The organism is Lentzea sp. NPDC004782 (assembly GCF_040609115.1).
GTDB lineage: Bacteria > Actinomycetota > Actinomycetes > Mycobacteriales > Pseudonocardiaceae > Lentzea.
This window is the reverse complement of record NZ_JBEXJN010000038.1, coordinates 81819-95548: the sequence shown is the minus strand read 5'-3', so window position 1 is coordinate 95548 and position 13730 is coordinate 81819. Positions and strand designations below refer to the sequence as shown.

Annotated in this window: 12 protein-coding genes; 9 read left to right on the top strand and 3 right to left on the bottom strand. The window is 70.6% G+C overall.

Going from position 1 to position 13730, the window contains the following annotated elements:
• Positions 1-89 precede the first annotated feature (89 nt).
• Positions 90-998: a glycosyltransferase family 2 protein gene (locus ABZV40_RS30615; protein ID WP_355449112.1), complete on the bottom strand. Its 909-nt coding sequence runs from the start codon at positions 996-998 to the stop codon at positions 90-92.
• Positions 999-1018: 20 nt separating this feature from the next.
• Here ABZV40_RS30615 and ABZV40_RS30610 point away from each other — a divergent pair, with 20 nt between their 5' ends.
• The 7 genes from ABZV40_RS30610 to ABZV40_RS30580 all read left to right on the top strand — a co-directional run bounded on the left by ABZV40_RS30610 (position 1019) and on the right by ABZV40_RS30580 (position 8835).
• Positions 1019-1990 (top strand): glycosyltransferase family 1 protein, encoded by a 972-nt coding sequence (locus tag ABZV40_RS30610; RefSeq protein WP_355449109.1) that lies wholly within the window; start codon positions 1019-1021, stop codon positions 1988-1990.
• Between the two features lie 80 nt (positions 1991-2070).
• Positions 2071-3198 carry a glycosyltransferase family 1 protein gene (locus tag ABZV40_RS30605; RefSeq protein WP_355449126.1) on the top strand — a complete coding sequence of 376 codons (1128 nt, stop codon included), beginning with the start codon at positions 2071-2073 and terminating at the stop codon, positions 3196-3198.
• A 25-nt stretch (positions 3199-3223) separates the two neighbouring features.
• Positions 3224-4072, top strand: a complete 849-nt coding sequence (locus tag ABZV40_RS30600; RefSeq protein ID WP_355449106.1) for a glycosyltransferase family 2 protein — start codon at positions 3224-3226, stop codon at positions 4070-4072.
• Positions 4073-4116: 44 nt separating this feature from the next.
• On the top strand, positions 4117-4668 hold the full coding sequence (locus ABZV40_RS30595) for a hypothetical protein (RefSeq protein ID WP_355449103.1): 552 nt from the start codon (positions 4117-4119) through the stop codon (positions 4666-4668).
• Positions 4669-4671: 3 nt separating this feature from the next.
• Positions 4672-7161, top strand: a complete 2490-nt coding sequence (locus ABZV40_RS30590; protein WP_355449101.1) for a glycosyltransferase — start codon at positions 4672-4674, stop codon at positions 7159-7161.
• Positions 7154-8236, top strand: a complete 1083-nt coding sequence (locus ABZV40_RS30585; protein WP_355449099.1) for a glycosyltransferase family 1 protein — start codon at positions 7154-7156, stop codon at positions 8234-8236. The genes ABZV40_RS30590 and ABZV40_RS30585 overlap by 8 nt, the downstream gene beginning before the upstream one ends.
• The gene (locus tag ABZV40_RS30580) at positions 8233-8835 is read left to right on the top strand and encodes a DUF6000 family protein (protein ID WP_355449097.1); all 603 of its coding nucleotides are present in this window, start codon (positions 8233-8235) and stop codon (positions 8833-8835) included. The genes ABZV40_RS30585 and ABZV40_RS30580 overlap by 4 nt, the downstream gene beginning before the upstream one ends.
• Before the next feature lie 124 nt (positions 8836-8959).
• Here ABZV40_RS30580 and rfbD read toward each other — a convergent pair whose 3' ends face one another.
• Entirely contained in the window at positions 8960-9808 is an 849-nt protein-coding gene (rfbD, locus tag ABZV40_RS30575) for a dTDP-4-dehydrorhamnose reductase (protein WP_355449095.1), read from the bottom strand.
• Positions 9809-9812: 4 nt separating this feature from the next.
• Positions 9813-10799 (bottom strand): dTDP-glucose 4,6-dehydratase, encoded by a 987-nt coding sequence (gene rfbB, locus ABZV40_RS30570; RefSeq protein ID WP_355449092.1) that lies wholly within the window; start codon positions 10797-10799, stop codon positions 9813-9815.
• Between the two features lie 126 nt (positions 10800-10925).
• Between rfbB and ABZV40_RS30565 the strand changes: the two genes are divergently transcribed.
• Together ABZV40_RS30565 and ABZV40_RS30560 are read left to right on the top strand one after the other, a co-directional pair.
• Positions 10926-12467, top strand: a complete 1542-nt coding sequence (locus tag ABZV40_RS30565) for an LCP family protein (RefSeq protein ID WP_355449089.1) — start codon at positions 10926-10928, stop codon at positions 12465-12467.
• A 67-nt stretch (positions 12468-12534) separates the two neighbouring features.
• Complete coding sequence (locus tag ABZV40_RS30560; protein ID WP_355449086.1) at positions 12535-13722, top strand: LCP family protein; 1188 nt, start codon at positions 12535-12537, stop codon at positions 13720-13722.
• Positions 13723-13730: the final 8 nt, after the last annotated feature.

The following is a 13730-nucleotide window of genomic DNA, read 5'->3' as shown; positions in this document are numbered from 1 at the left end:
TGTTGCCGCCCACATCTATCCCCCCTCTTCCTTCCCCCCCCCCCAAACCCCCACGACGCAAGCGCTCCTGCCAGCCACAGCAAGAAGGGCTAGCGACCGGCCCAGTCCCGCCACACCACCCGGCGGGCGACCTTCGACCGCGCGCCGATCACGAGCCGCTGCACGACCGTCACGGGCATCCTCAGCAGCACCTCGCCGAGCACCCGCGCCCGCAGGCCGAACGTGAAGTTGGCCGCATCGGGCACGTTCTCGCGGAACGGCAGCAACGCCGTGATCACCAGGAACCGGGCCAGCTCCCGCACCGCCACCGGTCCCGGCGCGCACCGCAGCAGCATCAGCAGCCGGTTGCGCTCGTTCCACCGGTGGAACAACGCCGAGCCCGGCCGCGTGCTCGCGCCGTGCCGGTGCCGCACCCGCGCCGGCCCCACCGAGATCACCCGGTGGCCGGCCAGCCGCAGCCGCCACGCCGTGTCGGTGTCCTCGTAGTAGCAGAAGAAGCTCGCCGGCACGCCACCCGCGGCGCGCAGCTCGGACGTCCGCAGCAGGGCCGCGCCACCGCAGAACCCGAAGACCTCGCGCCCGGCGAGCACGACGTCCTTGCCGTGGCCGTCCGAGGTCAGCGCCACACCGACGGACTGCGTCGAGCCGTCCGTCAGCAGGATCGAGGACGTGGCCGCGGCCGCGCCGGGATCACCGTCGAGAGCGTGCTCCAGCTCGGTGAGCCACGACGGGTCGGGCACGGCGTCGTCGTTGAGCCACGCCACGTACGGGGTGTCGACCAGGTCGAGCACAGCGGCCAGCCCGCCCGCGTAGCCGAGGTTGCGCGGCAGCCGCACGACCTCATGTCCGCTGATCAACGCGGCTGTGCCGTCGTCGGACGCGTTGTCGACAACGATCGTCCTATGTGGACTCTTCTGGGCCGCGAGGGCGTCCAGGCACGCCGTGATGTGGTCACGCCCGCGCCACGTCACGACCACCACGGTGCTGAGTGCCGACACGGCGTGAGACGGTACGCGACGTGCCCGAGCTCGTAGTGCTGACCGAGCAACTCAACGCCCCCGTCCCCGGCGGCACCGGCCGCTACACGGCCGAGCTGCTGCGCGCCCTCGAGGACACCGCGCCCGCCGGCTGGACCGTCACCACCGCGGCGACAGCCGGTGCGGACCGCGTGATCAGGGTGCCGCGCCGGGTGCTGGTGGCGTTGTGGGAACGGGGACTGCCGCCGAAGCTCGGACCGCACGTGCACGCACCCACGCCGCTCGCCCCGCTGCCGGGCGCGGTCGTGACCGTGCACGACGTCGTGCCGTGGACGCATCCGGAAACGCTGACGCCCCGCGGCGTCGCGTGGCATCGCAGGGTCATCGCGAAGGCCGCCCGGCAGGCACGCGCGCTCGTGGTGCCGACGCAGGCCGTCGCGGACCAACTGCGGACCCACTTGCGCGTCGAAGTTCCGGTCCACGTGGTGCCCAACGGAGTCACGAAACTCGTCGGCGGAAAACCGGCCGATCTGCCTGACCGGTACGTGCTCGCGGTCGGCACGATCGAGCCGCGCAAGGGCTTCGACCTGCTGGTCCGGGCGACCGAACGGCTGCGCGTCCCGCTGGTCGTGATCGGGCCGCAGGGCTGGGGCGGTGTCGATCTCCGCGCACCGCACGTGACGTTGCTGGGCAAGGTCTCCGACGAACGGCTGGCGTCGGTGCTCGCGGGGGCAACGGTGCTGGCAGCACCCAGTTTGGCCGAGGGTTTCGGGCTGCCGGTGCTGGAAGCGATGGCGGCGGGGGTGCCGGTCGTGCACTCCGACGACCCGGCGCTCGTGGAGGTCGCGGGAGGCGCGGGAACGGTCGTGCGGCGGGGCGATCTGGGGTCGTTGACGGAAGGTCTGCGTGCCGTTCTGGCTGATCCGCATCACACCGTCGAGGCAGGGATCACCCGGGCGAGTGAGTTCACCTGGGCAAACACCGCACGCGGAGTCTGGGACACCCACACTTAACGACCGGATTAGCGCAATCCCGCTAAACGCATTCGCAACTGACATTACGCTAGCTGATCGTGCCGACCGCCGAACCCAGCGTGCTGATCGACGCCACCGCGGTCCCCGCAGATCGAGGTGGCGTCGGCCGTTACGTGGATTCGCTCGTCGCCGCACTGGACGCCGACGGCGCCAAGCTGTCCGTGGTGTGCCAGCCGCGCGACGAAGATCTGTTCACCAAGATCGCGCCGAACGCCCGCGTCGTGCGGGCCGCGGACGCCGTCGCCACCAGGACGGCACGCCTGGCCTGGGAGCAGACGACGTTGCCGCGCCTGGTGCGGTCGCTGGGAGTCGACGTCGTGCACTCACCGCACTACACGCTTCCGCTGGCCAGCAAGGCCGCATCGGTCGTGACGCTGCACGACGCCACGTTCTTCACCGACCCCGTGCTGCACTCGTCGGTCAAGGCCCGCTTCTTCCGCGCGTGGACCCGCGCCTCGCTGAAGCGCGCGGATCTGTGCGTGGTGCCGTCCCAGGCGACGTCCGACGAGCTGGTGCGCGTCGCCGGAGCCGACCGCCGCGTCCTGCACATCGCGCAGCACGGCGTCGACACCGAGCGCTTCCACCCGCCGTCACCGGACGAGGTCATGACGGTGCGGCGCACGTTGTCGTTGGGGGACATGCCCTACGTGGCGTTCCTCGGCGCGCTCGAGCCGCGCAAGAACGTCCCGGCGCTGATCCGCGGGTTCGCCCAGGCGGTGGTCGGCCGCGAGAACCCGCCCGCGCTCGTGCTCGCCGGCCAGCCGGGCTGGGACAGCCAGGTCGAACGGGCCCTGGACTCCGTCCCGCACCGGATCCGCGTGATCCGCGCCGGCTACCTGCCGTTCGAACAGCTCGCGGGTTTCCTGGGCGGCGCGGAACTGGTCGCCTACCCGTCGCTCGGAGAAGGCTTCGGCCTGCCGGTGCTCGAAGCGATGGCGTGCGGCGCCTGCGTGCTCACCACCCGAAGACTCTCACTGCCGGAGGTGGGCGGCGAGGCGGTCGCGTACTGCGGTGTCGGAGCGGGGGACATCGCGGTGGGGATCGCCGACCTGCTGGACGACCCCGCCCGCCGCTCGGCCCTGGCCGCGTCCGGGCAGCAGCGTGCGAAGGACTTCTCGTGGGCCGTGAGCGCCGAACGGCACCGGCTGGCCTACGAGCGGGCGGCCTTGGTGCGTCACCGGCGGTGAAACCCGACGCACTACTGTGTCGCGCGTGAACTACGGCGACGGACTTGGTGTCGTGACGGTCACGTACTCGCCGGGCGAGACGCTGGCACCGTTCGTGGACACCCTGGCGAAGGCGACCACCCGCCCTGTGCAGGTGATCCTCGCCGACAACGGTTCCACCGACGGCGTGCCGGAGCAGGTGGCGGCCGAACGCGAGCACGTCACGTTCCTGCCGACCGGCGGGAACCTGGGCTACGGCGGTGGCGCGAACCGCGGTGTCGCGGCACTGGGGCCGGACGTCGGCTGGGTGCTGATCTCCAACCCCGACATCGAGTTCGCCCCCGGCAGCGTGGACACGTTGATCGAGGCGGCGTCCCGGTGGCCGCGGGGCGGCATGTTCGGGCCGTTGATCCGCGAACCGAACGGTGAGGTCTACCCGTCGGCGCGGCTGCTGCCGTCGCTCGGCCGCGGTCTCGGGCACGCGGTGTTCGGCGTGTTCTGGAAGTCGAACCCGTGGACGCGCGCGTACCGGCAGGAGACGACGCCGGTCGAGCGCACCGCCGGGTGGCTGTCGGGCAGCTGCTTCCTGATGCGGCGCGAGGCGTTCGACTCGGTCGGGGGCTTCGACGAGCGCTACTTCATGTACTTCGAGGACGTGGACCTCGGCGAGCGGGTCGGCAAGGCCGGCTGGCAGAACGTCTACGTGCCCGACGCCGAGGTCACCCACATCGGCGGTCACTCCACGGCGCGGTCCTCGGGCCGGATGCTGCGCGAGCACCACCGCAGCGCCTACCGGTACCTCGCCGACCGGCACCAGGGCGTGCTGTGGGCACCGTTCCGGCTGCTGGTGAAGGCCGGGCTGACGCTGCGGGTGAAGATCCTCACGCGCGGGTGAACCTGCTCGGGTCGCACGCGTCCTCCCAGCATGGGGAGGCAGCCGTGAGACGACCGGTACCGCTCATCGTGATCGGGCTGGCCGCGATCGCCGCCGCTGTCGTGCTCGGCGCGATCGTGCCGGAGGAGTACGAGCTCGCGGTGCTGGTCCCGTGCTGCCTGCTGTCGCTCGCGTTCGCGTGGGGCGTCGGCAAGCTCGGGCCGGCGTGGCTGGTGCTGCCCGCGATCATGGTCGCGATCCCGGGCACGGCCGTGCTGGTCAGCGACGGCCACCGCGCGTTGATGGACGTGCTGGCCACGCCCCAGACGTGCGTGATCACCGCCGTCGAGGACGTCCCCGGACCGGACAACCCGGCGTTCGCGCACCACCTCACCTGCCCCGACGGCGCCCAGCTGCGGATCGTCGTGCTGGGCGAGCCGGAGAAGAAGATGCCGCCGGGCCCGGCCACCGTGCTGCGGCACCCGGTCATGCGGCCGTTGCTCGCCGACCGCAACGACTGGTCCGACGAGTGGGTGTTCGGGGTGCCGATCGCGATCTTGTTGTTGCTGATCTGCGCAACCACACTGCGGGCGCGCAGAGTGATGAGGCAGGCTTAGCCCGTGGATCGCGCATCACTGCCCGTCGTGTCCGTCGTCGTCGTGAACTACCGAGGCGTGGAGGACACGATCACCTGCGTGCGCGGGCTGACCGAGGTGGACTACCCGGCCGAGCTGCTGCAGGTGGTCGTCGTCGACAACGAGGCGCACGACACCGCGCGGCTCACCGCCGAACTGCCCGGCGCCAAGATCGTCACCTCCGAGCGGAACCTCGGTTTCGCGGGCGGCTGCAACCTCGGCGTCGAGCACGCCACGGGCAGCGTGCTGGCGTTCCTGAACAACGACGCGCGCGCGGACCGCGCGTGGATCAAGACGGCGATCAGGGTGTTCCAGTCGGAACCGTCGGTCGGCGCGGTCGCGAGCAAGGTGCTCGACTGGGACGGCAAGAAGATCGACTTCGTGGACGGCGGCCTGACCTGGTTCGGCATGGGCTACAAGCGCCACGCCGGGCAGGACGACGACGGCGCGCACGACGACCCCCGCGACGTGCTGTTCGGCACCGGCTCGGCGATGTTCGTGCGCGCGGACGTGTACCGCGAGCTCGGCGGGTTCGACGACCGGTTCTTCATGTTCTACGAGGACGTCGACCTCGGCTGGCGGCTCAACCTGCGCGGCTGGCGGGTCCGCTACGAGCCCGCGTCGCTCACGTTCCACCGCCACCACGCCTCGATGAGCTCGATCGACCACAGCCGCGAGCTGTACCTGCTGGAGCGCAACGCCCTCGCGGCGCTGTACAAGAACTTCTCCGACGAGACGCTGGCGAAGGTGCTGCCCGCCGCCCTGGCGCTGTGCGTGCGCAGGGCGACCGCGCGCGGGGAGATCGACCCGACGCAGTTGGAGATCACCCGCAGGCCGGCGGACCCCGCGTCCGACCGCGAACCGGTCGGGGTGTCGCGCCAGGCGCTGGCCGGGTTCCTCGCCATCGACCAGTTCGTCGAGCTGATGCCGTCGCTGGCGGAGTCGCGCAAGATCGAGCAGGCCGCGCGCCGCCGGTCCGACACCGACCTGGTTCCGTTGATGCGCAAGGCGTTGGAGCCCGCCTATCCCCTGCCGCGCTACCTCGCGGCGCACGACGTCCTCGTCGACGTGCTGGGTCTCGACGACGTGTTCGGCAAGCCGCGCAAGATCCTGGTGATCACCGGTGACGCGATCTCGGACCGGATGGCCGGGCCCGCGATCCGCGCGTGGCACATGGCCGACGTGCTGTCCGGCGAGCACCAGGTGCGGTTGGTCACGACGAACCCGCTGTGCGTGCCGCCGGACGCGCCGTTCGCCGTCGAACGGGCGCGGCCGAAGGAGCTGCCGCCGCACGTCGCGTGGGCGGACGTGATCGTGCTCCAGGGCCACGCGCTGGAGATGATGAGCGAGCTGAAGAAGGCGTCGTCGACCAAGATCGTGGTTTGCGACATGTACGACCCGATGCACCTGGAGCTGCTGGAACAGGGCAAGGACGACACCGACGAGAAGCGCGCCCTCGACCTGAAGACCGTCACACGGGTGCTGAACACCCAGCTCGAACGCGGTGACTTCTTCCTGTGCGCGTCCGAACGGCAGCGGCACTTCTGGCTCGGCCACCTCGCCGCGCTCGGCCGGCTCACGCCGACGTTGTACGACAACGACCCCACGACCCAGTCGCTGCTCGGGATCGTCCCCTTCGGACTGCCGGGCAAGCCGCCGCAGCGCACCGGCCCGGCGATCAGGGGCGTGGTGCCGGGCGTGTCCGACAGCGACAAGGTCGTGATCTGGGCCGGTGGCGTGTACTCGTGGTTCGACCCGCTGTCGTTGATCCGCGCGATGAGCTCGCTGCGCGAGCGGCGGTCCGACGCGAAGCTGTTCTTCCTCGGCATGAAGCACCCGAACCCCGAGGTGCCGGACATGGACATCGCCGGCCAGACGCGGGCGCTGTCCGCGTCGCTCGGGCTGACCGGCGAGAACGTGTTCTTCAACGACGGCTGGGTGCCCTACCACGACCGGCAGAACTACCTGCTGGACGCCCAGTGCGGGGTCACCACGCACTACGAGCACGTGGAGACCACGTTCGCGTTCCGCACGCGGGTGCTCGACTACCTGTGGGCGGGGCTGCCGATCGTCACCACGTCCGGCGACTCGTTCGCGGACCTGGTGCTGCGGGAAGGTTTGGGCGTCGTCGTACCGCCGGAGGACCCGGACGCGCTCGCCGACGCGCTGGAGAAGGTGCTCTACGACGAGGAGTTCGCGGCCGCGTGCCGTGAGCGCATCGCCGTCGTCCGCGAGCGGTTCACCTGGGAGACGGCGCTCGCGCCGCTGGCGGAGTTCTGCCGCGACCCCAGGCCCGCCGCGGACCGTCTGCCGGGCTCCGCACCACTGGTGCGCACACCGGGGTTGAGCAAGGCGGACAAGGTGAAGCGGGACCTGCGGCTGGTGCGCGAGTACCTGGACGCGGGCGGCCCGACAGAGTTGGCCAAGCGGGCGACGGGGCGTCTGCGCAAGATCGCGCGTGGTGGACATGGCTGAACCCCTCTCCGTGCTGCTCGACGGCACGCCCCTGCTCGGACATCGCACCGGAATCGGCCGCTACACCGCGGCACTGGCCGAAGAACTGGCGTCCATGCCGGAGGAGGCCGACGTACGGGCGGTCGCGTTCACCCTGCGCGGCTGGCGCGCGTTGCGGACGGTGCTGCCGCACGACGTCACCGCGCGCGGCCTGCCCGTGGCGGCTCGGGCGTTGCGCCGGATGTGGCTGAGCGCACCGTTCCCGCCGGTGGAGATGCTGGCCGGGTTCTCCGACGTCATGCACGGCACGAACTTCGTGCTCCCCCCGACCGTGCGCGCCGGCCGGGTCGTCACGATCCACGACCTGGCTTTCCTCGACGCGCCCGGCGACCTGCCGCCGTCGGACCGCCGGTTGCCGGAGCTGGTGCGGCTCTCGGCCCAGCGCGCGGACGTGATCTGCACGCCCACCGCGGCCGTCGCTTCCGTTGTCGCGGAACGGTTCGCGGTCCCGCTGGAGAAGATCGTCGTGACCCCGCTGGGCGTCGACCCGGCGTGGTACGCGGCGCGGCCGCCCTCCGCCACGCTGCGCGGCCGGCTGGGGTTGCCGTCGGAGTACCTGCTGTTCGTCGGCGCGGACGGACCGCGCAAGGGCCTTCAGTACCTGGCGAAGGCGCACGCGTCCGATCCTTCGCTGCCGCCGCTGGTGATAGTCGGACCGGGCCGGTCCGGTGTGGACGGTCGGGTGCTGCGGACCGGGTACCTGCCGGACGTGCACCTGCGGTCCGTGGTGGCCGGGGCCACCGCCCTGGTGCTGCCGTCGCGCGACGAGGGCTTCGGGCTGCCGGTGCTGGAAGCGTTGGCGTGCAACGTTCCTGTGGTGTGCTCGGACGTGCCCGCGCTGCGCGAGGTCGCCGGTGGGCACGCGCTGCACGTGCCGGTCGGTGACGTCGAGGCGCTGGCCGAGGGGCTGGCTCAGGCCGTGGCGGCACCGGCGACTCCGGCGGCTCAGGCGGAACGGCGGGCGTACGCGTCCGGGTTCACCTGGCGGCGGTGCGCGGAGAAGACGGTCGAGGCGTACCGGCAGAGCCGGGCGTGACGCCGCACCTGCGGTTGATCGGCGCGAACTTCCTCGACGACCCCGACCGCGAGGAGTTCGCCGCCGAGCTCTCCGAGAGGGGACTCGCCGCCACCGACGAGGAGATCGAGACGCTGCTGCGGTCGGCGTGGCGGGAGCAGCTGACCGGCGCGTACCTCGCCGGTTTCGCGCGCCGCACGGCGTTCCGCGACCGCATCGGCGCGCTGCTCGTGGAGAGCGAGACCTCCTACGCGGGCCAGGGTTGCTGCTTCGCGCTGGCCGCGTTCGGCGGGCCCGACGACGCCGAGTGGCTCGCCACGTACCTCGACCGGTGGCTGCCGGAGCTGAACTGCCAGTACGACCAGCCGTGGGCGATGGGCGCGTTGGTGACCATCGACCCGGCCCGCGCCGAGACGTTCGCCGGCGCCTGGCAGCACTGGATCGACCACGGTTGCCGGGGACGCGGCTACCGCGGTCTCACCGACGAGCGCGAGCGGATCAGAGCGCTGCTCGCGTTGCAGGGCGTCAGGAAACCCCGACGCCCGAACGACTTCACCGAGAATGCGGCCTCGGCGAGTACTTGTCGAACTGGCTCAGCGAGACCTGTCGCGAGCCCGTGACGGCGGCAACGCACTTCAGGAAGCGCTGCCGATCGGTATCCGCTGTCGCGGGACGCTGGGGGTTGCGCCCGGAATCGAACATGCCGAACAGGTTCCCGCACTTGGAACGGGCGTGCCAGACCGGTCACCCCAATGGCGCAGCACCGGTACGGGGAGCTACCACGCCCGCCTTGAATGCCTCCGAAAGGGCGCTTCGCCAGTGCGGCAAAGGGCGCAGTCCCGCTGCTGCCCAGGACGCGCCCGACAGCACCGAGTAGGCAGGCCGCGGGGCCGGTCGCGGGAAGTCGGCGGTGGTGCAGGGCCGCACGCGGGCCGGGTCGGCACCCAGCTCGGCGAAGATCGCCTGGGCGAAGCCGAACCACGTCGTCTCGCCGCCTCCGGTCGCGTGCAGCAGGCGGGCCGGCGGCAGCACCGAGACCAGTTCCAGCAGGCCGGCGGCGAGGTCGTGCGACCACGTCGGCGAACCGACCTGGTCGTCCACAACGGACAGTTCGGGACGTGAGGACTCCAGTGCCGCCATGGTCTTCACGAAGTTCGAGCCGTGCGCGCCGTAGACCCACGAGGTGCGCACGACCCAGCCGCCCGCGGCCAGCACGCGGCGTTCGCCTTCGAGCTTCGTGCGCCCGTACGCGGACTTCGGGCCGACGGGGTCGGACGGCTCGTACGGCCGCGTGCCGTCACCGGCGAACACGTAGTCCGTCGACACGTGGATCAGCGGAATGCCAAGCGACGCACACGCTTCAGCCAGCAGGCCGGGCCCGACGGCGTTCACCTCGAACGCGCGGCCCTCGTCGGTCTCAGCCGCGTCGACGGCGGTGTACGCGGCACAGTTGATCACCGCGGTGGCGCCGGCGAGGTCGTCGACGGCGACACGCGTCACATCCAGCTCGGCCGACGGCACCGCGCGGACGTCGGGTGACAGGGCAGCGAGGTCGTGGCCGAGCTGACCACGACCACCGGGAACGAGAATCAACGCCTCAGCCCTTCGCCAGCCCGGCGCGCTTCTTGAGCGGCTCCCACCAGGCCCGGTTCTCGCGGTACCACTCCACCGTGTCCGCGAGGCCCACGGCGAAGTCGACCTGCGGCGCGTAGCCCAGCTCGGACGAGATCTTGGTGATGTCCACCGAGTAGCGGCGGTCGTGTCCCTTGCGGTCGGTCACCGGTTCCACGAACGACCAGTCGCGGCCGGTCGCGGCGAGCAGCCTCTCGGTCAGCTCGCGGTTGGTGAGCTCGGTGCCGCCGCCGATGTTGTAGATCTCTCCCGGCCGACCGGCCTCGGCGACGAGCTGGATGCCGCGGCAGTGGTCGGCGACGTGCAGCCAGTCGCGCACGTTCAGGCCGTCGCCGTACAGCGGCACCTTCTCACCGTCGATCAGATTGGTGACGAAGAGCGGAATCACCTTTTCGGGGAACTGGTACGGCCCGTAGTTGTTCGAGCACCGAGTGATGCTCACCGGCAGTCCGTGCGTGCGGTGGAACGCCCGCGCGAGCAGGTCGGAGGAGGCCTTCGAGGCCGAGTACGGCGAGTTCGGCTCCAGGACGTGCGTCTCCGACCAGGAACCCTCCTCGATCGAGCCGTAGACCTCGTCGGTCGACACGTGCACGAACCGGCCGACGCCCGCGTTCAGCGCCCCCTGCAGCAGGGTCTGGGTGCCGAGGACGTTGGTCAGCACGAAGTCGGCCGAGCCCGTGATGGAGCGGTCGACGTGCGACTCGGCGGCGAAGTGCACCACGACGTCGGTGCCGCGCATCTGCTCGGCGACCACGGCCGGGTCGCAGATGTCGCCGCGGACGAACTCGAACTTGCCGGCGACCGGTGCGAGGTTGGTCTCACTGCCCGCGTAGGTGAGCTTGTCCAGCACCACCACTTCGGCACCCGCGAAGGCCGGGTACGAGCCGCTCACCAACTCCCGCACGTAGTGCGAGCCGATGAACCCGGCCCCACCTGTCACCAGTACGCGCATGCTCAGTTCCTCCCGTGGTGTTCCCCGCTCGCAGTCTGTCACGTGGCTCATCGCTGCAACCCACAGCGACGTCACGTCGTGTGTCTTATAAACGACTAAACTCGTGGCGTGGTGGGGGAGGAAACAGTGGAAGGCAGAAGCCTGCCGGTCAGGGTGCAGGCCACCCGGCCGTCGGCGGCTTTCCGCACGTTCCTGGTGACGGGAAAGATCTTCGTCGCTCTCGTCTCGGCGGCTGTGCTCCTGCTCACGTCCTACGGCTGGGGCAAGATCAAGGGCGCGAACGACGGCATCGTCAAGACCGAGGTCATCTCGGAAGAGCTCACCAAACAGGGGCCCAAGCCGCTCGACGGCGCCGTCGACATCCTCCTGGTCGGCATGGACAGCCGCACCGACGCGCAGGGCAACCCGCTGTCGGAGGAAGCGCTCGCCCTGCTCAACGGCGGGTACGCCGACGGCGAGCAGAACACCGACACGATGATCCTCGTGCACATCCCGGTCGACGGCACCCGCGCGGTCGCGATCTCGTTCCCCCGCGACTCCTATGTGGAGATCGCCGACGGGTTCGGCAAGCACAAGCTCAACTCCGCGTTCGCCCGCCAGCGCAACACCGTCGACCAGCAGCTGCGCGCCAAGGGCGAGACCGACGAGCAGAAGATCCGCACCGAGTCGATGGCCGCCGGCCGCAAGACGCTGATCAAGACCATCGAGAACATGACCGGCGGCACCGTGCGGATCGACCGGTACGCCGAAGTCAACCTCGCGAGCTTCTACGAGGTCACGAAGGCCATCGGCGGGGTCGAGGTGTGCCTGAAGGAGGACACCTCCGACCGCGACTCCGGCGCGAACTTCAAGGCGGGCCCGCAGACGATCGAGGGCGCGCGGGCGCTGTCGTTCGTGCGGCAGCGCAAGAACCTCCCCGGTGGCGACCTCGACCGCATCGTGCGGCAGCAGGTGTTCATCGGGGCGCTGGCGAAGAAGGTGCTGTCGAGCGGCACGCTGACCGACCCGGCCAAGCTGAACGGGCTGGTCGAGGCCGTGCAGAAGTCGGTGGTGCTCAGCACCGGCTGGGACATCACCACGTTCGCCGAGCAGATGCAGGGCCTGGTCGGCGGCAACTTCGAGTTCCGCACGATCCCGGTCGGTGACCCGATGGACACCTACGGCGACGGAAACGTGCTGCCGGTGAACCCGGCGCAGGTGCGGAAGTTCCTCACGAGCCTCGCGGCGGACAACTCCCCGTCCAGCTCGTCCGCGCCGACGCCGACCACGACGCTGCCCGCGCCGCCGAACTCGTCGATCACCGTGCAGGTCTACAACGCGGCGAACGTGCAGGGTCTCGCGAGCACCGTGCTGAACGCGTTGGCGGCGAAGGGGTTCAAGCGCGGCCTGGTCGCCTCGGCGCCGCAGACCAGCGACACCACCGTGGTGAAGTACGCGGCGGGCGAGGAGGGCTCCGCGCGCAAGGTCGCGGCCGAGCTCGGACCGAACGTGGGCGTCCAGCAGGACGCTTCCGTCCGAAGTGGACAGGTGCAGGTCTTCGTCGGCACCGACTACTCCGCGCCGACGAACGACGAGGACGTCGACCCGCAGGGCGTCCCGGGTTCGTCGACCGCTCCGTCGAGCAGCGCGCCGCCGATCACGGCGGCCGGACTGGTCTGCGTGAACTGAATCCCCGGCGCGACGGACTTCCGGTCGTTACGCTGAGCACGCATATCCAGCACACGGAGGACGTACGTTGAGCGCTGCCACTCGCGCGAAGAAGACCGCACTGGTCGCCGGCCGGACGGTCGTCGCGCTGGTCGCCGTGGCGACGCTGGTGTTCTCCGGATACTTCTGGACCGCGCTCAAGCTGGTCAAGCAGAACACCAACACCACGCAGATCCTCAACGTGCTGGAGGACATCCCGAACTCGCCGGCCGTCGAGGACGGCGCGATGGACATCCTGCTGGTGGGCAGTGACAGCCGCACGGACGCCCAGGGGCGCCCGCTGCCGCCGGACGTGCTGCGCAAGCTGCGCACCGAGGGCACGGACACGGTGAACACCGACACGATCATCGTGATGCGGGTGCCGCGCAACGGCGGCAAGGTGAGCGCGATCTCGATCCCCCGCGACACGTACGTGCCGATCGCGGGCTTCCGCGAAGACAAGATCAACTCAGCTTACGGCGCGGTGAAGTACCTGACCGCCGAACGGCTGCAGGCCGAGGGCGTGACCGACCAGCAGGAACGCGAGCGCAAGTCGGACGAGGCCGGGCGCAAGGCGCTGGTGCAGGCCGTGCAGGACCTCACCGGGATGCGGATCGACCACTACGCCGAGATCAACCTCTACGGCTTCTACCTGCTGACCGAGGTGATCGGCGGCGTGAAGGTGTGCCTGAAGGCCGGCACGTCGGACCCGAACTCGGGCGCGAACTTCCGCGCGGGCGAGCAGGTCATCTCCGGCGGCGACGCGCTGTCGTTCGTGCGGCAGCGGAACATGCCCGGCGGTGACCTCGGCCGCATCGCACGGCAGCAGGTGTTCATGTCGCAGGCGATGAAGCAGTTGCTGTCCGCGGGCACGTTCACCGACGCGGGCAGGTTGAAGGGCCTGCTGGACGCCGTCTCGAAGTCGGTCGTGGTGGACGAGAAGCTGGACCTCGCGACGCTCGCCGCGCAGGCGCAGGGCCTCGCGTCGGGCAACGTGGAGTTCGCCACGATCCCGGTGACGAACATCGACGCGCGCAACGAGCGCGGGCAGAGCGTGGTCACGGTGGACCGCGACGCGGTGCGGACCTGGGTGGCGCAGCAGATCGGCGAGACGGCCAAGCCGGTGCCGTCGTCCACGACCCCCACCACACCCGCGAAGTTCGGTCCTGAGAAGCTGCTCTCGCTGGACGGCATGCACGCCGTGGCAGCGCAACAGGATGTGCCCTGCGTCGACTAGGAGTGCCG